Below are 22,867 nucleotides of genomic sequence, written 5' to 3' on the forward strand. Positions count from 1 at the left end.
CGGAGAGTGAAATATTCTGTGTATACTGCCACTGAAACGCCATGTGTCAGGGCAGCGGATGCCGCCATGCCCCGATTGATTGGCGACAGGGCATGGAGTCTGGTCAAATAAAGGCCAGATCCTAACAGCAGCCTGCACACAAAGGTATAGCCACTTGTCGAAAAGTTTTAACTGGATATTGCTGCCGGTACTGGTTGCGTTTACAGGCATGGCTGCTGCCATGGGGCAGATGGAACCTGATACCGGTATGACAACGGACCTGGCCAGTGCCTGTCCGGCAGAATACCAGCGCTTTGCTGCCAGCGCGGTTGATGGCGTCCGGGTGCAGGAATACTACCGCCGCCAGGGTGACCAGCTGCAGTGGCAGGATGTCGCACGGCGCAACCTCTTGCGCTCGCTGCTGGAGGATCTGCAGTACGACGGCCTTGAGCCGCAGGAGTACTTGCACGGGCTGCAGCAGGCGGGTACCGCACCTGTCGTGCCGTATTGCACCGATGCCGGCATCAGCCATGATTATCTGCTGGCGCTACACCACCTGCAGCATGGCCGGCTGGTGCAGGCCGGAGTCGAGCCTTATTGGGTGGAGGCTGCAGCTGCGCTCAGGCAGCCGCTACCGGTGGTGGATCTGGCCTTGCAGACAGCGGGCGATCTGGCGCGCAGTTTTGCGCAGGCTCGCCCGGCACAGTTGCTCTATGCACAGTTGCGTGAACAGCTGCGTGATGGGACCTGGCTGCAGCAGGATGACTGGATTGTGGTTGCTGCAGGCAAGAGCCTGAAGCCCGGCATACGGGACGCACGGGTGGTCGACCTGCGCCTGCGCCTGCAACAGGGCGGCGTGCTACCGGTGGACCAGCCGGATGCTGACAGCGCGGATCCGTACCTGTATGACGAAAGGCTGGAAACTGCCGTGAAAGCCTTCCAGGCGGATCATTATCTTGAGGATGACGGTATTGTCGGCCCGGCGACCCTGACGGAGCTTAATGTGTCGCCGCGCCAGCGGCTGATGCAGGTCAGGGTCAATCTTGAGCGGTTGCGCTGGCTGGAAAAATATCTGGAGCCCAACCTGCTGATTGTCGATATTGCCGGTGCCCGGTTGCTGTATGTGGAAAACGGTCAGGTCGCCTGGCGTACCCGCACCCAGGTGGGCACCGTGGGGCGGCAGACACCACTGCTCAAGTCGCGTATTACCCACCTGACCATGAACCCCACTTGGACCGTGCCGCCGACCATTTTCCGCAAGGACAAGCTACCGGCCATCCGCAAGGATATCGGTTATCTGGAGCGCAGCCGCATGCAGGTGCTAAATGGCCAGGGACAGGTGCTGGACCCTTATTCGGTTGACTGGAGTGCGCCCGGCAATATCATGCTGCGCCAGGCCGCCGGCCCGGGCAATGCGCTGGGCCGGGTGGCTATCCGCTTTGCCAATCCTTTTTCCGTATATTTGCATGACACGCCGAGCCAGCACCTGTTTGGCCGCGCCACCCGCACCGTCAGTTCTGGCTGTGTGCGGGTCGAGGGGGTCTTCAGTCTGCTGGATCTGCTGGCCGCGGATGATTCGACCAGGCAGCGCATCGAACAGCTGCTGGACAGTGGTGAGACCCGTCAGGTCAATCTGGCCCGCCTTACACCTGTGCTGCTGGCGTACTGGACCGTCGAAGTGGATGTGGATGGGCGACTGCGTTTCCGTGCCGACAGCTACGGACTGGATCAGCGGGTGGCCGAAGCGCTGGAGCGCGGCGGGTGAAAAAAGGAAAAAGGGGGCAGGTACATTTAAATGCCGGTTAAATGTACCTGACCCCTTTTTTCATTGTAGCCTGACAAACAGCACCAACAGCGGTGTATCCAGCTGGCGCAGCTTGCCGTGTTCAAGGGTAAACCGCGCCGTACCGGATTCATCGACCAGCTGCCCGTTGTTGTTGCGCAGGGTCAGGCTGCGCACCCGGTCACTGCGACCGTGGCGGATGCGGGCCTCGAGGTGCTCTGCATCGAGCGGCTGCAGGCTGATTTTGAGCGGGTCATCGGCCTGTTCAATCCACTCGCCGCCGTACTCCGCCAGTTCGGCAGCCAGGCCGGTTGCGGCCCAGCACAGGCTGGCAATGAAAGTTGTAGCGCGAAAACCGGGCATGGTGCTTCCCTGTATTTTTCCGGGGCAACTGCATGTGCGGCCCGAGCGTTGCCTGGCAACCAGGCTGGCAGCCAGGAAGCGGGAATTGGTACCACAAATACAGTAGACGTAAAAAAGCCCGCAAGTATCAATAGCTTGCGGGCTTTATTTGGTGCCCCGGGGGAGAATCGAACTCCCACGCTGTTACCAGCGGCGGATTTTGAATCCGCTGCGTCTACCAATTCCGCCACCGGGGCATGGCGCCGGATTATAGGGAGGCAACCGGGCAAGGTCAATGGATTTTGCGTGGCCAGAGGCTTCTTTTTCCGTTACCATCTGGCCTCCTGATTTTTGATGAATGTCCATGCGTGTTGCCGACTTCCAATTTGACCTGCCTGATGAGCTGATCGCCCGTTATCCGCTGGCCGAGCGCAGCGCCAGCCGTTTGCTGGTGCTGGATGGCGCGGATGGTTCCCTGCAGCATGAGCATTTCGCCACCCTGCCGGACTACCTGCGTGCCGGTGACCTGCTGGTGTTCAACAATACCCGGGTGATTCCGGCGCGGCTGTTTGCGCAGAAGGAAAGCGGCGGCAAGGCGGAGGTACTGGTCGAGCGGGTGCTGGACGAGCATCGCGTGCTGGCCCATGTGCGTGCCAGCAAGGCGCCAAAACCGGGCAGCCGCCTGTTGCTGGAGCGGGGCAGTGCCCTGATGCTGGCGCGGCATGATGCACTGTTTGAGCTGGAGTTCGACCAGCCGGTGCTGCCGCTGCTGGAACAGATCGGTCACATGCCGTTGCCGCCTTACATTGACCGGGCCGACGAGCTGTCCGACCGTGAGCGCTATCAGACAGTGTATGCCGAGCATGCCGGTGCGGTGGCAGCGCCGACGGCGGGTCTGCATTTTGACCGGTCCATGCTGGAGCAGCTGGCCGGCATGGGTGTGGATACCGCCTTTGTCACCCTGCATGTGGGGGCCGGCACCTTTCAGCCGGTGAGGGTTGAGCAGCTTGAAGATCACCAGATGCATCGTGAATGGCTGGAAGTCAGCCAGGCTGTAGTGGATGCGGTGCAGCGTTGCCGGGCGCGTGGCGGCCGGGTGGTGGCGGTGGGCACCACTAGTGTGCGCTCGCTGGAAACTGCGGCGAAAAGCGGTGAACTCAAGCCTTATAGCGGCGATACCAATATATTTATCTATCCCGGTTGCCGTTTCAATGTGGTGGATGCGCTGGTGACCAATTTTCACTTGCCGGAATCCACCCTGCTCATGCTGGTGTCGGCATTTGCCGGTTATTCGGCGACAATGCACGCCTACCAGCAAGCGGTGGCCGGGCAATACCGATTTTTCAGTTATGGCGATGCCATGTTCATTACCCGTAATCCGCAGCCGGATGTGCCCGGAGAGTCCTGATGTCTTTTATGCAGTTTGAATTGCTGGCCACCGATGGCCGGGCCCGTCGCGGTCGCCTGACCTTTCCGCGTGGCACGGTGGAAACACCGGTGTTCATGCCGGTGGGTACCTATGGCACGGTCAAGGGCATGTTGCCGCGTGACATCAAGGATATCGGTGCCCAGATCATTCTGGGCAATACCTTCCACCTGTGGCTGCGTCCGGGCACCGAAGTGATTCGCGAGCACGGTGATTTGCACAACTTCATGCAGTGGCAGGGGCCGATCCTGACCGATTCCGGCGGCTTTCAGGTATTCAGCCTGGGCGCGATGCGCAAGATCAGGGAGGAGGGGGTGTACTTCTCCTCGCCGGTCGATGGACGCAAGGTCTTCATGGGGCCGGAAGAGTCGATGCAGGTGCAGCGCGAGCTGGGCTCGGATGTGGTGATGATCTTTGATGAATGCACGCCATACCCGGCTGATTTCGATGTGGCCGAACGGTCGATGGAGCTGTCGTTGCGCTGGGCCCGGCGTTCGAAAATCGCCCATGGCGACAACCCTTCAGCGCTGTTCGGCATTGTCCAGGGCGGCATGCACGAAGCGCTGCGCCAGCGCTCGCTGGAAGGCTTGTGCGAAATCGGCTTCGACGGCCTGGCCATTGGCGGTTTGTCGGTGGGCGAGCCCAAGGAGGACATGATCCGCATATTGGACTTTTTGCCACCTTTAATGCCGCCGGACACGCCCCGATATCTGATGGGCGTCGGCACGCCGGCCGACCTGGTCGAAGGCGTGCGTCGTGGTATCGACATGTTCGACTGCGTGATGCCAACCCGCAATGCCCGTAACGGCCACCTGTTTGTTGATACCGGCGTGGTGAAGATCCGCAATGCGGTGCATCGTCACGATGATTCGCCGCTGGATGCCACTTGCGACTGCTACACCTGCCAGAATTTCAGCCGTGCCTATCTGCATCACCTGGTCCGTTGTGGCGAAATGCTGGGCAGCATGCTGAACACCATTCACAATTTGCGACATTATCAGGTGCTGATGGCCGGTTTACGCGAGGCCATCCAACAGGGTACATTGTCGCGCTTTGTAGAAGAGTTTTATGCCAAGCGGGGCTTGCCCGTTCCGGCATTGTGATTTTGCTTTTAAAACCTTGAGGAGTAACACATGAGCTTTTTGATTCCGATGGCTTACGCCGATACCGCAGCAGCAGGCACCCCGCCGGGCGGCGAATTTATCCAGTTTGCCCTGCTGGGCGGTTTTCTGGTGGTGTTTTACCTGATGGTCTGGCGCCCCCAGTCCAAGCGTGCCAAGGATCACCGCAACCTGATTGGCGGCCTGCAAAAAGGTGATGAAGTGGTAACCTCCGGCGGTGTGGCCGGCAAGGTGACCAAGGTTTCCGACGAGTTCATCATGGTTGAGGTGGCTGACAACATCGAGCTGCGCTTCCAGAAGCAGGCGGTTGTTGCGGCCCTGCCCAAAGGCACCCTGAAGGCCATCTGATTCCATTCTTCGGGCCAGTGGCGACACAGGGTTGCCACTGGCTCGTTTCTGCTTCAATCGCAAGCCGTTAGCGGCTTGCCTGACCGTGGGCGGTGTCATGCTCAACAAATATCCCTTGTGGAAGTACCTGCTGATCACAGCGATACTTGCCATCAGTTTCATTTATGCCTTGCCGAACCTCTACCCCGATGATCCGGCCATCCAGATCAGCGGCAACAGCAGTGCGCTGGAGGTTGAGCAGGCCGATCTGGATCGCGCTGCCAAGGCGTTGCGTGATGCCGGCATCGAAATCAAGTCTGCCGAGCTGACCCAGCGTGCCGGTCTGTTGCGCCTGCTGGACCAGGAAGACCAGTTGCCCGGCAAGGAAGTGGTGCGTCGCGCCCTGGGCGATGATTACGTCGTGGCGTTGAACCTGGCGCAAAATACACCCGGCTGGCTGCGCAGCCTGGGCGGCAGCCCGATGAAACTCGGCCTTGACCTGTCCGGTGGTGTGCACTTCCTGCTGGAAGTGGACATGGAAAAAGCCATCTCCGCCCGCCTGAAAGTGTATGACACCGAAGCCAAAAGCATCCTGCGTAAAGAACGCATCCGTTATCGCAGCATGCCGGCTCTGGAAAACGGTATCCAGCTCGGCTTTGACGACAGCGCTACCCTGAACAAGGCTCGTGGTTTGCTGCGCAAGAGCTTCACCGATTTCGAGCAGCAGGTGATTGAGCGCGGTGGTCGCCAGGTCCTGCTGATGACCCTGTTGCCGGCCAAGATCACTGAAATTCGTGAATATTCAATCAAGCAGAACCTGACCACAGTGCGCAACCGGGTCAACGAACTGGGTGTGGCTGAGCCGCTGGTGCAGCGCCAGGGTGCCAACCGCATCGTGGTCGAATTGCCCGGTGTGCAGGATACCGCCGAGGCCAAACGTATCCTCGGCAAGACCGCCAACCTAGAATTCCGTCTGATGGCCGATTTCGATGCGCCCAGGGCGGCCACTGAAATGTTTGATTTCCGCGAGGAAGGCCGGGCACCGGTGGCGCTGGAGCGCAGCGTGATCATCACCGGTGACCAGGTCACCGATGCCCAGGCCAGCTATGACGAAAACGGCCGTCCGCAGGTCAACATCCGTCTCGACGGTCATGGTGGCGAGCTGATGAACCGCGCCACCCGCAGCTCGATCGGCCGCAGCATGGCGGTGATCTTCATCGAGCAGCGCCCGGTCACCCGCTACGTCAAGGAAGTGGTTGACGGTGTCGAGCAGGAAGTGGCGATCCAGAGCTTCAAGGAAGAGAAGCAGGTGATCAGCCTGGCCACCATCCAGTCGGCGCTGGGCAGCCAGTTCCGTATCACCGGCCTGAACGGACAGGGTGAATCATCCGAGCTGGCACTGCTGCTGCGTGCCGGCGGTCTGGCCGCTCCGATGTACTTTGCCGAGGAACGTACCATCGGCCCGAGCCTGGGTGCCGAGAACATCGAGCTGGGCGTGAAGGCGGCGGTTTACGGTTTCATCTTCGTGGCCATTTTCATCCTGCTGATCTACAAGTTCTTCGGCTTGCTGGCGGTGCTGGCGCTGGGCCTGAACATGGTCAACCTGGTGGCGATGATGTCGCTGCTCGGTGCCACCCTGACGCTGCCCGGCATTGCCGGTATCGTACTGACCATGGGTATGGCGGTGGATGCCAACGTGCTGATCTTTTCACGGATCCGTGAGGAAATCGCCAACGGTGCGTCCATCCAGCGGGCTATTCATGAGGGCTTTGACAAGGCGTTCTCGGCCATCATTGACGGTAACCTGACCACCTTGCTGGTTGGCGTGATCCTGTTTGCCATGGGTACCGGCCCGATCAAGGGCTTTGCCGTGACCCTGTCACTGGGTATCGTCACCTCCATGTTCACCGCCATCTTCGTCACTCGCGCCATGGTCAACCTGATCTACGGCGGCCGCAATGACCTGAAGAAGATCTGGATTTAAGGGGTAATCACCATGAAACGTACCATCAACTTTATGGGTATACGCGTGATTGCCGTGAGCATCACGCTGGTGTTGTGCCTGGCTTCGCTGGGTGCCATTGCGATCAAGGGTTTCAACTTTGGTCTGGATTTCACCGGCGGTACCCTGGTTGAGCTCAACTACGCCGAAGCAGCTGATCTGAACGCCATTCGTGGCCAGCTGCAGGCCGGGGGATACGAGGATGCCGTGGTGCAGAGCTTTGGGGCGATCACCGATGTGCTGATCCGCACGCCCGGTGATGATCCCGAGCTGGGCAAGCAAATTGCCGCAGTGCTGAAGGAAAGCGGCAGTCAGGATTTCACCGTCAACCGGGTCGAGTTTGTCGGTCCGGCGGTGGGCGAGGAACTGCGTGACCAGGGCGGTATCGGCATGCTGGTGGCTCTGGCCGGCATCCTTGTGTACCTGGGCTTCCGTTTCCAGTGGAAGTTTGGGCTGGGCGCAATTATCGGTCTGGTGCATGACGTGATCGTGACCCTGGGCGTAGTCGCCTGGTTCCAGATTCAGTTCGATTTGACGGTACTGGCAGCGGTGCTGGCGATCATCGGTTACTCGCTCAACGACTCCATTGTGATCTTTGACCGGATCCGTGAGAACTTCCGTCTGCTGCGTAACACCTCGCTGATCGACAACATCAACATCTCCACCACCCAGACGCTGCTGCGGACGCTGGCCACTTCGATTTCCACGCTGGTGGCGGTGGCGGCACTGCTGTTCTTCGGCGGCGATAACCTGTGGGGCTTTGCCCTGGTGTTGATGGTGGGCATCACCGCAGGTACTTTCTCGTCGATCTACATTTCCAGTATCACCCTGATTCGGCTGAAGCTGACCGTGGAAGACCTGATACCGCCGACGCCGGCGCAAGAGGTTGATGAAACCCCCTGATCTGTCAGCGGGTTGATGGCTAAAGGCTACGAACTGGCGGCCATTTGCCAGCAAAGTGTCAGGAAATGGTAAAAAACCGTGCAGGTGTGAACTTGCACGGTTTTTTTCTTTCCAACCAGCAGATCATTCATCAAGCGAGGAAACGCAATGAACAAATCCCTGTTGGTTGGTAGCGTGCTGGGGGCAGTGGCTGTCACTGCCGGTGGTGCCTTTGCCACCTATAATCTGATGTCCGGTCCTTCATACGCGGAAGTGGTGGCGGTCAAGCCGGTTATGGAAACGGTGAAGACACCACGCCAGGAATGCCGTGATGTACAGGTGACCAAACGCAAGCCGGTCAAGGACGAACATCGCGTGGCCGGTACGGCGATCGGCGCCGTGGTTGGTGGCGTGCTGGGCAACCAGGTGGGCAAGGGCAACGGGAAAAAGCTGGCGACGGTTGCCGGTGCGGCTGGCGGCGGTTATGCCGGCAACAAGGCCCAGCAACATATTCAGCAGAACAATACCTATACCGCCACCGAGCGGCGGTGCACCACCGAGTATGATGTCAGCGAAAAGCTTGCCGGCTATGACGTCAGCTACGAGCTGGGCGGCAAGGTGCGCACCGTGCGTATGGACCAGGACCCCGGCCGCCGCCTGCCGCTGGATGAGCAGGGGCGTGTGGTTATGGCACAAGCCGGATATTGAGCGAGCGACAGAAAAAGGGGTCAGGTACACTTAAGCATGCTTGAGTGTACCTGCCCCCCTGTTTCACTATTGGCTGATTACTTGAAACTGGCTGGTACGTGTGGCTGGATGCTGGTCAGGATGGCCTTGAAGCATTTCGGGTTGCCCGCCACCACATGGCCGTTGTCCAGGAACTGGTGACCGCCGGCGAAGTCGCTGATCAGGCCGCCCGCTTCCTGGATCAGCAGGGCACCGGCTGCCATGTCCCATTCTGACAGACCGTACTCCCAGAAGCCGTCATAGCGGCCGGCGGCAACATAGGCCAGATCCAGGCTGGCGGCACCGGCGCGGCGGATACCGGCGCTTTGTCCGGCCAGTTCGCGGAACATCGCCAGGTAGTTGTCGATATGCTCCATCTGCCCGTCACGGAACGGAAAGCCTGTGGCCAGCACCGCATGGGTCAGGTTGTTGCGCTTGGTGACGCGCAGGCGACGGCCGTTGAGGGTGGCACCGCGGCCACGGCTGGCGAGAAATTCTTCATCCAGCATCGGGTCATAGATTACGGCATGCTCGACCCGGCCACGGTATTTGCAGGCAATGCTGACCGCAAAGTGGGGGATGCCGTGAATGTAGTTGGTGGTGCCGTCGAGCGGATCAATTACCCACTGGTAGTCTGCTCCTTCGCCCTGGCCTGCAACGCTGCTGCCTTCCTCGCCAAGGATGCCGTGGTCGGGATAGGCTTTGAGGATAGTGTTGACGATGGTTTTTTCTGCGGCCTGGTCAACCTGGGTAACATAGTCTTTACTGTCTTTTTCATTGACTGACAGCGAGTCGAGACGGTCCATGGAACGGACAATCAGTTCGCCGGCAGCGCGCGCAGCGCGCAGCGCAATATTCAGCATGGGCTGCATGGAGGAATACCTGGGGTTGTTAAAGAAGAGGCGCACATTCTAACAGAAAGTCGGGCGTTGTGCGTTGAAGAAAAATCGCTTTGCCATGGAAACGCCGGGCAACCTTGGGTAAGCTTTGAGGTTTTCGATTGCCGGGGTAGCAGGTGTTAAGCAAGGTGCGTGTGGTGCTGGTCAATACCAGCCATCCGGGGAACATCGGCGGAGCCGCCAGGGCCATGAAAAACATGGGGCTGAGTCGGCTGGTGCTGGTGGACCCGAAAGAGTTTCCCAGTCCGGATGCCAGTGCCCGGGCGTCCGGCGCTGATGATATCTTGCAGCAGGCGCAGGTGGTGGCGACCCTGGAGCAGGCGCTGACCGGCTGCAACCTGGTATTGGGTACCAGTGCCCGGGATCGCCGCCTGCCCTGGCCGCTGGTCAATCCGCGCGATGGCGCTGCCGTGGTGCTGCAGCATTTGCAGGTGGATGATGCAGCCGAGGTGGCGCTGGTGTTCGGGCGCGAGCATGCCGGCCTGACCAATGACGAGCTGCACCAGTGCCACTATCATGTACATATTCCGTCCTGCGACGAGTTCAGCTCCCTGAACCTGGCCGCCGCAGTACAGGTGTTGGTATACGAGTTGCGCATGGCCTGGCTGCAGGCCAGCGAACAGCCCCTGTGCATGGAGGCGGTCGAGCGGACCGGCTTGCTCGGCAGTGCACCGGCCACCCATGATGCGATGGAATTGTTTTACGCGCACCTGCAGCGTACCCTGATCGATATCGAATTTCTTGACCCGGAAAAGCCGCGTCACCTGATGACCCGCTTGCGCAGGCTGTTTGGCCGCAACCAGCTGAGCAAGTCGGAAGTCAATATCCTGCGCGGCATCCTGACCGAAACACAAAAGGCGGCCCGTGGCGAGCTGCAGCAGCGGAGGAGTGAGCATGATTAGTCGCATGCGTGAAGATATCCAGAGCATTTTTCACCGTGATCCGGCCGCGCGTAATACTTTTGAGGTGCTGACCTGCTATCCGGGCCTGCATGCCATCTGGTTGCACCGGGTTGCGCACTGGCTCTGGCGGCACAACTGGAAGTTGCTGGCGCGGCTGGTGTCGCATGTCAGCCGCTGGCTGACCGGTATCGAAATTCATCCTGGAGCGAAAATTGGCCGGCGTTTCTTCATTGATCACGGCATGGGTGTGGTGATCGGTGAAACCGCAGAAATCGGTGATGATGTGACTCTCTATCACGGTGTCACCCTGGGCGGAACCACCTGGAACAAGGGCAAGCGCCACCCGACCCTGCTGGACGGAGTAGTGGTGGGTGCCGGTGCCAAGGTGCTGGGGCCGTTCACTGTCGGGGCGGGTGCCAAGATCGGCTCCAATGCCGTGGTGACCAAGGAGGTACCTGCCGGTGCCACCGCAGTCGGCATTCCGGGGCGGATCATCGAGGCGAAAAAAGATCAGGCTCCCGAACAGGCCGACTTTGATGCCTATGGCATCAGTGGCGACATGCCGGACCCGGTGGCCCGCTCCATTGGTGCCATCCTCACGCACCTGAAAGCCATGGAAGGGCGGGTTGACGGCATGTGTGATGCCCTGCGCGACCTTGGCAGTGATTATTGCGCCCAGGAGTTGCCCGAACTGCCGGACAACAGTTTTGGCGGTCCCGATCCGGAAGCGAAAACTGCAAGCGAGACGGGCACTGACGAGCATCGCTGAGCGGAGCGTGAGCCGCAAGACGGTGAGGCCGGCGTCCGGACCTGCCCGCCTGCGTGCTGATTGAATACTTGACCGGCTTACTCGGGAATAGCATAATGTGTGTCAATTGATTCATGACCTGTGGTGTGAACGATGCGATTGACTACCAAAGGACGTTATGCGGTAACCGCCATGCTGGATTTGGCACTGAACGCACGGGAAGCTCCGGTTTCGCTGGCCGACATCTCCGAGCGTCAGGGCATATCGTTGTCCTATCTTGAGCAGCTGTTCGCCAAGTTGCGCCGCAACGAACTGGTTTCCAGTGTGCGCGGCCCTGGCGGCGGTTATCAGCTGGCGCGTGAGGCCTCGGCCATCCAGATTGTACAAGTGATTGATGCGGTTGATGAATCGGTCGATGCCACGCGCTGTAAAGGTAAGGGCAATTGCCAGGGTGGCGAGACCTGTCTGACGCACTATCTGTGGTGCGAGCTGAGCGAGCAGATTCATGATTTTTTGAGCGACATTACCCTGGGGAGTCTGGTGCAGCGGGCCGAGATCCGCGACATTGCCCGACGTCAGCAACAGCGGATTCCCTGTAGCGAAGAACTGTCGGGTGCCGAAGCCTGAACGGCAGCACTGCCCAAGTATCGAGGAGTATAGAAATGAAGTTACCCGTTTATCTGGACTATTCCGCAACCACACCGGTTGATCCGCGTGTTGCGCAGAAAATGATCGACTGCCTCACCATGGACGGCAACTTTGGCAACCCTGCTTCGCGCTCCCATGTTTACGGTTGGCGCGCCGAAGAAGCAGTGGAAAATGCCCGTCAGCAGGTGGCCGACCTGATCAATGCCGACCCGCGCGAGATTGTCTGGACCTCAGGGGCTACCGAGTCGGATAACCTGGCGATCAAGGGTGTGGCGCATTTCTATGCCACCAAGGGCAAGCACCTGATCACCTCCAAGATCGAGCATAAAGCAGTGCTGGATACCATGCGCCAGCTGGAGCGTGAGGGCTTCGAGGTGACCTACCTTGACCCGGATACGCACGGCATCATCAGCCCCGAGCAGGTAAAGGATGCCCTGCGTGATGACACTATCCTGGTGTCCATCATGCACGTCAACAACGAGATCGGCACCGTCAACGACATTGCCGCGATTGGCGAGATCACCCGTGCCAACAAGGTGCTGTTTCATGTGGATGCAGCCCAGTCCGCCGGCAAGACCCCGATTGACGTGGAAAGCATGAAAGTTGACCTGATTTCCTTCTCCGGTCACAAAGCCTATGGCCCCAAGGGCATCGGTGCCCTCTATGTGCGTCGCAAGCCGCGTGTGCGTCTGGAGGCCCAGATGCACGGTGGCGGTCATGAGCGCGGCATGCGCTCCGGTACGCTGGCTACCCACCAGATTGTCGGCATGGGCGAGGCATTTGCCATCGCCAGGCAGGACATGGAAAAAGACCGTGCCCATGTGGCCAGGCTGAGCGAGCGCTTCTACAGCCAGTTGCAGGATATGGAAGAAGTCTACCTGAACGGCAGCAAGACGCAGCGCATGCCGCACTTCCTCAATCTGAGCTTCAACTTTGTCGAGGGCGAGTCGCTGATGATGTCGCTCAAGGACCTGGCGGTATCCTCAGGCTCGGCCTGTACTTCGGCTTCGCTGGAGCCGTCCTATGTGTTGCGTGCCCTGGGCCGCAACGACGAGCTGGCACACAGCTCGATCCGTTTTACCTTTGGCCGCTTCACCACCGAAGAAGAAGTCGACCTTGCAGCTGCCCAGGTGCGTGAAGCCGTGGCCAAACTGCGTGAGTTGTCGCCCCTGTGGGACATGTACAAAGACGGCGTCGACCTGTCCAAGGTTGAGTGGCAGGCCCATTAATAGCGAGGATTATGACCATGGCATACAGTGATAAAGTGATCGACCATTACGAGAACCCGCGCAACGTGGGCAAGCTTGATGCCGATGCACCCAACGTGGGTACCGGCATGGTGGGAGCCCCCGCCTGTGGTGACGTGATGCGCCTGCAGATCGAGGTCGACGAGAGCGGCGTGATCAAGGACGCCAAATTCAAGACCTACGGCTGTGGTTCGGCCATTGCCTCCAGCTCGCTTGCCACCGAATGGATGAAGGGCAAGACGCTGGATGAGGCCGAGCAAATCAAGAATACGACCATTGCCGAAGAACTGGCGTTGCCGCCGGTGAAGATCCACTGCTCGGTACTGGCGGAAGACGCGATCAAGGCCGCCGTGCGTGACTACAAAGAGAAGCAGGCGAAGCAGTAATTTTCAAGAGGTGTCAAATGGCAATTAGCTTGACAGAGGCCGCTGCCGACCATGTACGCCGCTCCCTGGAAAAGCGTGGCAAGGGTGAGGGAGTGCGGCTGGGTGTGAAAACCACCGGCTGCTCCGGCCTGGGTTACGTGCTGGAGTACGTTGACGATCTGCTCGACAGCGACTGCGTCTTCGAGAGCCACGGACTGAAAGTGGTGGTGGACGAAGACAGCCTGGACTTCCTCGACGGTACCGAGCTGGACTTCGTCCGCGAGGGCATCAACGAGGGCTTCAAGTTCAACAACCCCAACGTGCGTGGCGAGTGTGGCTGTGGCGAGAGCTTCAGTGTCTGAGCCGGCCACCCATTTTGAGCTGTTCGGCTTGCCGCAGGCTTTTGTGCTGGATGCGGGTGAGCTGGACCGGCGCTACCGCGAGGCGGTAAAGCTGGTACACCCGGACCGTTTCGTTGCTGCCTCAGGGCCGGAGCAGCGCGCAGCGGTGGAACGTGCCGCCGCCCTGAATGAAGCCTATCAGGTGCTCAAGTCACCCAGCCGGCGTGCACTCTACCTGCTCAATCTGCAGGCGGCGCTGGATGAAGAGGCCACCGTGCAGGACCCTGAGTTCCTGTTCCAGCAGATGGAGTGGCGAGAAGAGCTGGAAGAGCTTGGCAACAGTGCCGACTTCGCTGCCATTGATACTTTCAGGCAGCGGTTGATTCGGGCACGCCAGGACGTTGATCAAGAGTTTTCGGGTGTCTGGCAAGATCCGGCCCAGCGTCCCCGGGCCGAGCGGCTGGTGCGCCGCATGCAGTTCCTGGACAAGGTGCTGTACGAAGTGCGGCAGCTGGAAGAGCGGCTGGATGATTTTTAACCCGTGTCCCTCCCCGGGATACCCTGATGAAAAAGAAAACTATGTCTCTTGTGCAGATCGTCGAACCTGATGCTCCGGCTGCTTCCGGACAACCCCGTCTGGCGGTCGGCATTGATCTGGGGACGACAAACTCCCTGATCGCAACCGTACGCGAGGGCCAGGTGGTGCCACTGCCGGATGAGCAGGGCTGTTTTGCGCTGGCGTCGGCGGTGCGTTACCTGCAGGACGACAGCGTCAGTGTCGGGCATGATGCCCGCCAGTGTGCCAGCTGTGATCCGCTCAACTGCATCCTCTCGGTCAAGCGCCTGATCGGGCGTGGTGTCGAGGATGTACAGCAGCTGGGCGAGCAGATGCCATACCGTTTTCAGGCGGGCGAATCGCACATGCCGCTGATCGAGACGGTGCAGGGGGCGAAAAGCCCGGTCGAGGTTTCGGCAGAAATCCTCAAGGTGCTGCGTCACCGTGGCGAGCTGGCCCTGGATGGCGACCTGTTTGGTGCGGTGATCACCGTGCCGGCCTATTTTGACGACGCCCAGCGTCAGGCGACCAAGGATGCGGCCACGCTGGCCGGCATCAAGGTATTGCGCCTGCTCAACGAACCGACCGCGGCGGCGGTGGCCTATGGGCTTGACCGCCAGGCGGAAGGCGTGGTGGTGGTCTACGACCTGGGTGGTGGCACCTTTGATGTTTCCATTTTGCGCCTGAGCCAGGGTGTGTTCGAGGTGCTGGCCACTGGAGGCGATAGCGCTCTGGGCGGCGATGACTTTGATCATGTGGTGGCGGACTGGATCGTTCAGCAGTCCGGCAGCAGCACTGACCTGTCGCCCGGCGAGCAGCGCACGCTGCTGCGCATGGCCTGCGATCTGAAGGAAGCCCTGAGTCAGGCGGAGTCCGTGACCGCCAGCTATGGCGACTGGCAGGGCGAGCTGACCCGCAGCCGCTTCGAGCAACTGATCGAGCCGCTGGTCTCCCGCAGCCTGCGCGCCTGTCGCAGGGCGGTACGGGACTCGGGCATCGACACCGGCGAAGTCACTGCCGTGGTCATGGTGGGTGGTTCCACCCGTGTGCCCATGGTGCGCGAGCGGGTGGCGCAACTGTTTGACTGCCAGCCGCTGACCGATATCGACCCGGACAAGGTGGTTGCCATGGGTGCGGCCATCCAGGCTGATATTCTGGCCGGCAACCAGTCCGGCAATAATGATTTGCTGTTGCTGGACGTCAACCCGCTGTCGTTGGGGCTGGAAACCATGGGCGAGCTGGTGGAAAAAATCATTCCGCGTAACACCACCATTCCCGTGTCCCGCACCCAGGATTTCACTACCGCCCGCGACGGCCAGACCGCCATGGCACTGCATGTGGTGCAGGGCGAACGCGAACTGGTCAGCGACTGTCGTTCGCTGGCACGCTTCGAATTGCGCGGCATTCCGCCGATGGTGGCCGGCGCGGCGAAGATCCGAGTGACCTTCCAGGTGGATGCCGACGGTTTGCTCAGCGTAACGGCGCGGGAGGCCCGCTCCGGTGTGGAGGCCCATGTCGAGGTCAAACCATCGTATGGTCTCAGTGATGAAGCCGTCAGCCGGATGCTGGAAGAGTCCATGGCCCACGCCGAAGATGACCGCAAGGCGCGCGGCCTGCGTGAACAGCAGGTCAATGCCGGGCGTCTGCTGGAAACGGTACGGGTGGCCCTGCAAACCGATGGTGACCTGCTGGATGTGGCCGAGCGTGCCCTGATCGACGAGCAGCTGGAACTGCTTGAACAGCTGGCATCGGCGGATGATCAGGGTGCCATCGCCCGACAGGTGCAGAAGGTCAATCAGGCGACTCACGAATTTGCCTCAAGGCGTATGGACGCCACCGTCCGGCGGGCCTTTGCCGGCCGGCAGCTGGAAGAACTTTAGGAGTAGATGATGCCCCAGATCGTATTTTTGCCGCATGCCGAACTTTGTCCGGATGGCGCGGTGGTTGAAGCCAGGCCGGGCGAAAGCATCCTTGATGCCGCATTGCGTAACGGTATTGATATCGAGCATGCTTGCGAGATGTCCTGTGCCTGCACCACCTGTCACGTCATTGTGCGTGAAGGTTTTGATTCGCTGGAGGAGTCCGACGAGCTGGAGGACGACATGCTGGACAAGGCCTGGGGTCTTGAGCACGAGTCGCGCCTGTCCTGTCAGGCCATGGTCGCTGGCGAGGACCTGACAGTGGAAATCCCCAAATACACCATCAACCAGGTGTCCGAGCGCCAGTAGGAGACTGCCATGAAATGGATTGACGTACTGGATATCGCCATCGAACTGGCGGAAAAACATCCCGATACCGACCCGCGCTACATCAACTTCGTCAATCTGCACCGCATGGTGACAGAGCTGGACGATTTTGATGATGACCCCCAGCGCAGTGGCGAAAAGGTGCTGGAAGCCATCCAGGCCGCCTGGATCGAGGAACTGGACTAGTGGCCTGACCGGTCAATTCAATTGGTCAACTCCGGCGCCTGTGACTCCGATACTGCGTTGCAGCTTCTCATCGTCCCGCGATGACTCGTCGCAGGCCTTGTCTCGTGGCCACAGTCATCCGGGCTTGAGTTGATCCACTGACCAGGCAGACCGCTGGGTCGAACGCCGCTCCTGCGGCACGTCTGTCATTTCCGCAGGCAGCAGCAGACCGGTTGCGCTGTTGCCGCCCGCCCCCGGCCAGGCCTGGTGATGCCCAGCAGGACAGTGCGGGAAAAGCAAATCCTTTCCCGGCGCCGATATCTTGAGCGCTACGCTTTTTCCCTGAAAGCACGTATAATCCCCGGTCTTGTATCCCGCCGATTTCCGGTTTCTTCCGGGTGGTGGCAACTTATTGATTCTCAAACCAATGACTGGAGTTATCCATGGCCGTACAACGTACCTTTTCCATCATCAAGCCCGACGCCGTTGCCAAAAACGTAATCGGTGAAATCACCAGCCGTTTCGAAAAAGCCGGCCTGCGCGTTGTTGCGTCCAAAATGGTACAGCTGTCCGAACGTGAAGCCGGCGGTTTCTACGCCGAGCACAAGGAGCGTCCTTTCTATGGCGACCTGGTCAGCTTCATGACTTCCGGTCCGGTCATTGTGCAGGTGCTGGAAGGTGAAGACGCCATCGCCAAGAACCGCGAACTGATGGGCGCCACCAACCCGAAAGAAGCCGCCGCCGGTACCATCCGCGCCGACTTCGCCGAGTCCATCGACGAAAACGCGGTACACGGCTCCGACTCCGAAGCCGCTGCTGCCCGCGAAATCGCTTTCTTCTTCTCCAGCACCGAGCTGTGCGACCGCATCCGCTAAGAGAAGAAACACTGCTGTACAGGTGAATCCATGACACAGGCAACAACCAACAAGGTCAATTTGCTGGGCTTGACCCTGGCACAGATGGAAGCGTTCTTCGAACAGTTGGGCGAAAAACGCTTCCGGGCCGGGCAGGTGATGAAATGGATTCACCATTTCGGCGTTGACGACTTTGCCGACATGACCAATGTCGGCAAGGCGTTGCGTGAAAAGCTGGAAAATACCGCCTATATTCGCGGTCCGGAAGTGGTCAGTGAAGACATTTCCGAAGACGGCACCCGCAAATGGGTGATCCGTGTGGCCAGTGGAAGTTGTGTGGAGACGGTATATATCCCGCAAAACGGCCGTGGCACCCTTTGTGTTTCCTCGCAGGCCGGCTGTGCGCTGGACTGCAGTTTCTGCTCGACTGGCAAGCAGGGCTTCAACAGCGACCTGAGCGCTGCCGAAATCGTGGGACAGGTGTGGGTGGCCAACAAGTCATTTGGCACCATTCCCGCCAAGATGGACCGTGCCATCACCAACGTGGTGATGATGGGCATGGGCGAGCCGCTGCTCAACTTCGATAACGTGGTCGCTGCCATGAGCATCATGATGGATGACCTGGGCTATGGCATTTCCAAACGCAAGGTGACACTGTCCACTGCCGGCGTGGCGCCGATGGTCGACAAGCTGGGCGAGGTGATTGATGTATCCCTGGCGCTGTCGCTGCATGCGCCGAACGATGCGCTGCGCGACCAGCTGGTGCCCATCAATAAAAAATATCCGCTGGCGGTCATTCTTGATGCCTGCAAGCGTTACATCACGGGACTGGGCGAAAAGCGCAGTCTGACGGTGGAATATACGCTGCTGGCCGGAGTCAACGACCAGCCGGAACACGCTGCCGAGCTGGTGCAACTGTTGCGTGATGTGCCGTGCAAAGTTAACCTTATTCCTTTCAATCCCTTTCCGCACTCCGGTTATGAGCGGCCCAGCAACAATGCCATCCGCCGCTTTCAGGATGCACTGCACCATGCAGGCTACAATGTCACCGTGCGTACTCCGCGTGGTGATGACATTGATGCGGCATGCGGGCAGCTGGTGGGCCAGGTGGCCGATCGTACCCGGCGCAGCGAAAGGTATATTGCGGTGAGGCAGCTTAATGCATAACGGATTCAAACATCAGGTCACGGGCCTGCGACGCTGGCTGGTTCTTGCCGGCGTGCTTGCCGTGCTGGGCGGCTGTGTGCAGACCGGTGATGTACAGCCGATGCGGACCGGAGAAGGCCGCGAACAGGCCAGACAGGCCTATATTGAACTGGGCAAGGGTTATTTGCGCGAAGGGCTGACCGGTCAGGCCAAGCCGCCGTTGCAGAGCGCGCTTAAAATAGATCCTTCCAATGCCGAGGCCCATGAGGTGCTGGCGCTGGTGTTCCAGCAGGAAATGGAGCCGGAGCTTGCCGACAAGCATTTTCGCAAGGCACTGTCGAGCCAGCGCTCGGCACGGATCCTGAACAATTATGGCAGCTTCCTGTTTGAGGAAGGTGCCTATGAAAAAGCCATGGAAATCTACCAGGAAGCCGCACAGGACAACATGTATCCCAGCCGTTCCTGGGTATTCGAGAACATGGGGCTGACTGCGCTGAAAATGGGCGACAACAGCCAGGCCATGCATTACTTCGAGCGCGCCCTGCGTCTGGATGCGACACAGCTGCGCAGCCTGCTGGAAATGGGCATGCTGTCCTACAGCGTGCGTGATTATCCGGCGGCGAAACACTATTATGAAACCTACATGCAACAGGCCGAGCATGATGCCCGCAGCCTGCTGCTCGGGGCCCGGGTAGCGACTGTCTACCAGAACCGGGATGAAGCCGCCAGCCTCGGCTTGCGCCTGAAACAACTGTATCCGGCCAGCCCCGAATACAAGGCCTACCTACTGGAGCAACGATGAGCGAAATACAGGCGGCGGCCGGGGAGGCCGCCGAGCAGTCCGGTTTGCCCGGAGCTGCACTGAAACAGGCCCGTGAACAACAGGGCTGGAACATTGCCGAAGTGGCGGGCAAGCTGCATCTGACCGAGTCCGCCGTCGCCAGCCTGGAAGCCGACCGCTATGAGGATCTGCCCGGTGTAACCTTTGTGCGTGGCTACATACGAGCCTATGCCAAGCTGCTCGGACTTGACCCTGACGTGCTGGCCCGGCAATACAGCCAGACTACAGTCACCGAACCGGTCAGGGCACTGCCTGATCTGGGCCGCACCGTAGCCCGTAGCCGCTCGCGTGGCCGCCTGCTTGTCACCCTGTTGCTGCTGGTGGTTATTGGCGCGCTGGTGGCCGGCTATTTCTGGTGGCAGGATGGCCAGGGCGGCAAGTCCCTGAGTCTGGATGCCGAAGAAACCCCATTCAGCCAGGTCGAGATCGAGCGGGTCGACGGCACGTTGTATATCCAGAGCCTGGATGAGCTGGATGCCTACACTGCCGACCTGGAAGTCGCCGAGATCGCACTTGACTCGCTGCAGTCTGCATTGCCGTTCGATGACGAAGGGGCAGCTGATGAGCCTGTCAGCGCGGAGGGCGAACCCGTTGCTGTCAATGCCGATGCTGTGGCAGCAGGCACTGAGCAGGCGGCTGATGGCCCGGCGGTTGCCGGCAAGCACCGGCTGGAGCTGATTTTTACCGATGAATGCTGGATTCGCATCACCGATGGTACCGGTGCTGAGGTGGCCAGTGGCCTGCGCAAGGCCGGCGAGGTTTTGCAACTCAGCGGCGACACTCCCTTCGAGCTGCATCTGGGCAACGCCAGTGGTGTGCAATTGCGCTTCAATGGCCAGCCGGTCGACATCCATTCGAGCATCCGGGGCAATGTTGCCCGCATCAAACTGGGCTGAATCAAGTGCATAACCCCTCCCCGATCAAACGTCGTGTTTCACGTAAAATACATGTCGGTTCCGTGGCTGTCGGTGGCGATGCACCTGTCAGCGTACAGAGCATGACCAATACCGAAACCTGTGATGTGAATGCCACCGTGGCCCAGATCAGCCGGCTCGAGCAGGCTGGTGCCGATATCGTGCGCGTCTCCGTGCCAAGCATGGAGGCCGCCGAGGCGTTCGGCCGCATCAGGCAGCAAGTGCAGGTTCCGCTGGTGGCCGATATCCATTTCGACTACAAGATCGCCCTGCGTGTGGCCGAGCTGGGCGTTGACTGCCTGCGCATCAATCCGGGCAATATCGGTAACAACGAGCGCATCAAGGCGGTGGTGGATACCGCCCGCGATCGCGGCATTCCGATCCGCATCGGCGTCAACGCCGGTTCGCTGGAAAAGGACCTGCAAAAGAAATACGGCGAACCCACGCCAGAGGCGCTGGTCGAATCGGCGCTACGCCATGTCGAGCACCTGGACCGGCTGAACTTCCCGGACTTCAAGGTCAGCGTCAAGGCATCGGATGTCTTCATGGCGGTTGAAGCCTATCGGCAGCTGGCCCGCCAGATCGAGCAGCCGTTGCATCTGGGCATTACCGAAGCCGGCGGCCTGCGCTCCGGTACCGTCAAATCGGCGGTCGGGCTGGGCATGCTGCTGGCCGAAGGCATTGGCGATACCATCCGCGTTTCGCTGGCCGCCGATCCGGTCGAGGAGATCAAGGTCGGTTTCGACATTCTCAAGTCGCTGCGCCTGCGTACCCGCGGCATCAACTTCATTGCCTGCCCCAGCTGCTCGCGGCAGAACTTCGACGTGGTGAAAACCATGAACGAACTGGAGCAGCGGCTGGAAGACGTGCTGGTGCCGCTCGACGTGGCGGTGATCGGCTGTGTGGTCAATGGTCCCGGCGAAGCCAAAGAGGTCGATCTGGGCCTGACCGGCGGCTCGCCCAATCTGGTGTACATTGACGGCGCTCCCGCCACCAAGCTGGACAACACGCAACTGGTTGACGAGCTGGAACGCATGATTCGCGAACAGGCCGCCAAAAAACAGGCTCAAGACGCGGCAGTCATTGCCCGCAGCTAAGCAGTACAAGGACAATTTGTGAGCAAGACCCTGCAAGCCATCCGTGGCATGAACGATACCCTGCCGGCGCAAACACCGCTCTGGCGTTATTTTGAACAGACAGTGGCCGGAGTGCTCGACAGTTACGGCTATCAGCAAATCCGCATGCCGGTGGTCGAGTTTACCGAGCTGTTTCGCCGCTCGATCGGCGAGGTTACCGACATCGTCGAAAAGGAAATGTACACCTTTGCCGACCGCAACGGCGACTCCCTGACCCTGCGTCCCGAGGGTACCGCCAGTTGCGTGCGCGCAGTGATGGAGCACGGCCTGATCAACAACGGGCTGGTGCAGAAGCTCTGGTACATTGGCCCGATGTTTCGCCACGAACGCCCGCAAAAGGGCCGCTACCGCCAGTTCCATCAGGTGGGTGTTGAAGTGTTCAACTTGCCCGGGCCTGATATCGATGCCGAGCTGATCCTGCTTACCTGGCGCCTGTGGCATGCGCTGGGCATTGCCGACAGCGTGACCCTGGAGCTGAACAGCCTGGGTACTTCCGAGTCGCGTGCCGCCTATCGCGCCGCACTGGTCGATTACCTGAACGGTCATTTTGACCAGCTGGACGAAGACAGCCAGCGTCGCGTGGCGACCAACCCGTTGCGTGTGCTGGACTCCAAGGACGAGCGGACACAGGCCATTCTGGCCGCTGCGCCGAAGCTGGAGGATTATCTGGACGAGGAGTCCACCAGCCATTTTGCCGGTGTGCGTGCCCGGCTGGACGCTGCTGGTGTTCCCTATGTGCTGAACAACCGGCTGGTGCGCGGGCTGGACTATTACAGCAAGACCGTGTTCGAGTGGACCACCGACAAGCTGGGTGCCCAGGGTACCGTGTGTGGCGGCGGACGCTATGACGGTCTGGTCGAGACCATGGGCGGCAAGCCCACCACCGGCGTCGGTTTTGCCATGGGCATCGAGCGCCTGATCCTGATGCTGGAAACCCTCGGCAAGGTGCCGCCGCAACTGGCACAGCAGGTCGATGTCTATTTCTGTGCCTTTGGCGAGGCTGCCGAGCTGGCTGCCGTGCAATGGGCCGAACGCATCCGTGATGCGCTGCCGGGCGTGCGCCTGCAGGTCAACGCCGGCGGTGGCAGTTTCAAGAGCCAGTTCAAGAAGGCCGACCGCAGCACTGCGGCCTATGCCCTGATTCTGGGCGAGCACGAACTTGACAACAACTGCATCGGCATCAAGCCGTTGCGTACTGAAGACGAACAGCAGACCGTGGCTCTTGACGAGCTGACGGACAAGCTGGCGACCCTTTTGGTCTGACACTGACG

At 60.0% G+C, this 22,867-nt stretch carries 25 protein-coding genes and 1 tRNA gene; 23 read left to right on the top strand and 3 right to left on the bottom strand.

The genetic code is table 11. From position 1 onward, the window contains the following. The first annotated feature begins 154 nt into the window (after positions 1–154). A complete protein-coding gene (locus tag AR306_RS03445) occupies positions 155–1,744 on the top strand; it encodes a L,D-transpeptidase family protein (RefSeq protein ID WP_133539649.1) in 1,590 nt (529 codons plus the stop codon). Positions 1,745–1,804: 60 nt separating this feature from the next. Here AR306_RS03445 and AR306_RS03450 read toward each other — a convergent pair whose 3' ends face one another. Together AR306_RS03450 and AR306_RS03455 are read right to left on the bottom strand one after the other, a co-directional pair. Continuing rightward, on the bottom strand, positions 1,805–2,125 hold the full coding sequence (locus AR306_RS03450) for a hypothetical protein (RefSeq protein ID WP_101496171.1): 321 nt from the start codon (positions 2,123–2,125) through the stop codon (positions 1,805–1,807). Between the two features lie 149 nt (positions 2,126–2,274). Then, positions 2,275–2,361: transfer RNA gene (locus tag AR306_RS03455), tRNA-Leu, on the bottom strand. Between the two features lie 107 nt (positions 2,362–2,468). Here AR306_RS03455 and queA point away from each other — a divergent pair. The 6 genes from queA (at position 2,469) to AR306_RS03485 (ending at position 8,570) form a co-directional block, all read left to right on the top strand. Further along, positions 2,469–3,512, top strand: coding sequence for a tRNA preQ1(34) S-adenosylmethionine ribosyltransferase-isomerase QueA (gene queA, locus AR306_RS03460; protein ID WP_101496172.1), 1,044 nt, complete (start codon positions 2,469–2,471; stop codon positions 3,510–3,512). An 8-nt stretch (positions 3,513–3,520) separates the two neighbouring features. Continuing rightward, positions 3,521–4,633 (top strand): tRNA guanosine(34) transglycosylase Tgt, encoded by a 1,113-nt coding sequence (tgt, locus tag AR306_RS03465; protein ID WP_101496485.1) that lies wholly within the window; start codon positions 3,521–3,523, stop codon positions 4,631–4,633. A gap of 30 nt (positions 4,634–4,663) precedes the next feature. Beyond that, entirely contained in the window at positions 4,664–4,999 is a 336-nt protein-coding gene (gene yajC, locus AR306_RS03470; protein ID WP_101496173.1) for a preprotein translocase subunit YajC, read from the top strand. A gap of 97 nt (positions 5,000–5,096) precedes the next feature. Further along, positions 5,097–6,962: a protein translocase subunit SecD gene (gene secD / locus AR306_RS03475; RefSeq protein ID WP_101496174.1), complete on the top strand. Its 1,866-nt coding sequence runs from the start codon at positions 5,097–5,099 to the stop codon at positions 6,960–6,962. A 12-nt stretch (positions 6,963–6,974) separates the two neighbouring features. Further along, complete coding sequence (gene secF / locus AR306_RS03480; RefSeq protein WP_101496175.1) at positions 6,975–7,883, top strand: protein translocase subunit SecF; 909 nt, start codon at positions 6,975–6,977, stop codon at positions 7,881–7,883. 147 nt (positions 7,884–8,030) lie between these two features. Beyond that, complete coding sequence (locus AR306_RS03485; protein WP_101496176.1) at positions 8,031–8,570, top strand: glycine zipper 2TM domain-containing protein; 540 nt, start codon at positions 8,031–8,033, stop codon at positions 8,568–8,570. A gap of 77 nt (positions 8,571–8,647) precedes the next feature. On the opposite strand, the gene AR306_RS03490 is transcribed toward AR306_RS03485, so the two are convergent. Then, positions 8,648–9,460: an inositol monophosphatase family protein gene (locus AR306_RS03490; protein WP_101496177.1), complete on the bottom strand. Its 813-nt coding sequence runs from the start codon at positions 9,458–9,460 to the stop codon at positions 8,648–8,650. Between the two features lie 143 nt (positions 9,461–9,603). Between AR306_RS03490 and AR306_RS03495 the strand changes: the two genes are divergently transcribed. From AR306_RS03495 to hisS, 16 genes are all read left to right on the top strand, one after another. Then, a complete protein-coding gene (locus AR306_RS03495) occupies positions 9,604–10,389 on the top strand; it encodes an RNA methyltransferase (protein ID WP_101496178.1) in 786 nt (261 codons plus the stop codon). Further along, positions 10,382–11,158 (top strand): serine O-acetyltransferase, encoded by a 777-nt coding sequence (gene cysE, locus AR306_RS03500; RefSeq protein ID WP_101496179.1) that lies wholly within the window; start codon positions 10,382–10,384, stop codon positions 11,156–11,158. Before AR306_RS03495 ends, cysE begins: the two co-directional genes overlap by 8 nt. A gap of 132 nt (positions 11,159–11,290) precedes the next feature. Continuing rightward, positions 11,291–11,764: a Fe-S cluster assembly transcriptional regulator IscR gene (iscR, locus tag AR306_RS03505; RefSeq protein WP_101496180.1), complete on the top strand. Its 474-nt coding sequence runs from the start codon at positions 11,291–11,293 to the stop codon at positions 11,762–11,764. Between the two features lie 35 nt (positions 11,765–11,799). Next, positions 11,800–13,014 (top strand): IscS subfamily cysteine desulfurase, encoded by a 1,215-nt coding sequence (locus tag AR306_RS03510; RefSeq protein ID WP_101496181.1) that lies wholly within the window; start codon positions 11,800–11,802, stop codon positions 13,012–13,014. Between the two features lie 17 nt (positions 13,015–13,031). Continuing rightward, a complete protein-coding gene (iscU, locus tag AR306_RS03515) occupies positions 13,032–13,418 on the top strand; it encodes a Fe-S cluster assembly scaffold IscU (protein ID WP_101496182.1) in 387 nt (128 codons plus the stop codon). A gap of 17 nt (positions 13,419–13,435) precedes the next feature. Then, entirely contained in the window at positions 13,436–13,759 is a 324-nt protein-coding gene (gene iscA / locus AR306_RS03520) for an iron-sulfur cluster assembly protein IscA (RefSeq protein ID WP_101496183.1), read from the top strand. After that, complete coding sequence (gene hscB, locus AR306_RS03525; RefSeq protein WP_101496184.1) at positions 13,752–14,276, top strand: co-chaperone HscB; 525 nt, start codon at positions 13,752–13,754, stop codon at positions 14,274–14,276. Before iscA ends, hscB begins: the two co-directional genes overlap by 8 nt. A gap of 41 nt (positions 14,277–14,317) precedes the next feature. Continuing rightward, positions 14,318–16,174 (top strand): Fe-S protein assembly chaperone HscA, encoded by a 1,857-nt coding sequence (gene hscA / locus AR306_RS03530; protein WP_101496486.1) that lies wholly within the window; start codon positions 14,318–14,320, stop codon positions 16,172–16,174. 9 nt (positions 16,175–16,183) lie between these two features. Next, entirely contained in the window at positions 16,184–16,522 is a 339-nt protein-coding gene (gene fdx, locus AR306_RS03535) for an ISC system 2Fe-2S type ferredoxin (protein WP_101496487.1), read from the top strand. Positions 16,523–16,531: 9 nt separating this feature from the next. Next, positions 16,532–16,726: a Fe-S cluster assembly protein IscX gene (iscX, locus tag AR306_RS03540; RefSeq protein WP_101496185.1), complete on the top strand. Its 195-nt coding sequence runs from the start codon at positions 16,532–16,534 to the stop codon at positions 16,724–16,726. 422 nt (positions 16,727–17,148) lie between these two features. Continuing rightward, the gene (gene ndk / locus AR306_RS03545) at positions 17,149–17,580 is read left to right on the top strand and encodes a nucleoside-diphosphate kinase (protein ID WP_101496186.1); all 432 of its coding nucleotides are present in this window, start codon (positions 17,149–17,151) and stop codon (positions 17,578–17,580) included. A gap of 30 nt (positions 17,581–17,610) precedes the next feature. Then, positions 17,611–18,726 (top strand): 23S rRNA (adenine(2503)-C(2))-methyltransferase RlmN, encoded by a 1,116-nt coding sequence (gene rlmN / locus AR306_RS03550; RefSeq protein WP_101496187.1) that lies wholly within the window; start codon positions 17,611–17,613, stop codon positions 18,724–18,726. Next, positions 18,719–19,507 carry a type IV pilus biogenesis/stability protein PilW gene (gene pilW, locus AR306_RS03555; RefSeq protein WP_101496188.1) on the top strand — a complete coding sequence of 263 codons (789 nt, stop codon included), beginning with the start codon at positions 18,719–18,721 and terminating at the stop codon, positions 19,505–19,507. The genes rlmN and pilW overlap by 8 nt, the downstream gene beginning before the upstream one ends. Beyond that, positions 19,504–20,442 carry a RodZ domain-containing protein gene (locus AR306_RS03560; protein WP_101496189.1) on the top strand — a complete coding sequence of 313 codons (939 nt, stop codon included), beginning with the start codon at positions 19,504–19,506 and terminating at the stop codon, positions 20,440–20,442. Before pilW ends, AR306_RS03560 begins: the two co-directional genes overlap by 4 nt. A gap of 5 nt (positions 20,443–20,447) precedes the next feature. After that, the gene (ispG, locus tag AR306_RS03565; RefSeq protein ID WP_101496190.1) at positions 20,448–21,557 is read left to right on the top strand and encodes a flavodoxin-dependent (E)-4-hydroxy-3-methylbut-2-enyl-diphosphate synthase; all 1,110 of its coding nucleotides are present in this window, start codon (positions 20,448–20,450) and stop codon (positions 21,555–21,557) included. 18 nt (positions 21,558–21,575) lie between these two features. Beyond that, positions 21,576–22,859 carry a histidine--tRNA ligase gene (gene hisS, locus AR306_RS03570; protein ID WP_101496191.1) on the top strand — a complete coding sequence of 428 codons (1,284 nt, stop codon included), beginning with the start codon at positions 21,576–21,578 and terminating at the stop codon, positions 22,857–22,859. The last annotated feature ends 8 nt before the right edge of the window (positions 22,860–22,867 follow it).

The organism is Thiopseudomonas denitrificans, from assembly GCF_002866065.1.
Lineage (GTDB): Bacteria > Pseudomonadota > Gammaproteobacteria > Pseudomonadales > Pseudomonadaceae > Thiopseudomonas > Thiopseudomonas denitrificans.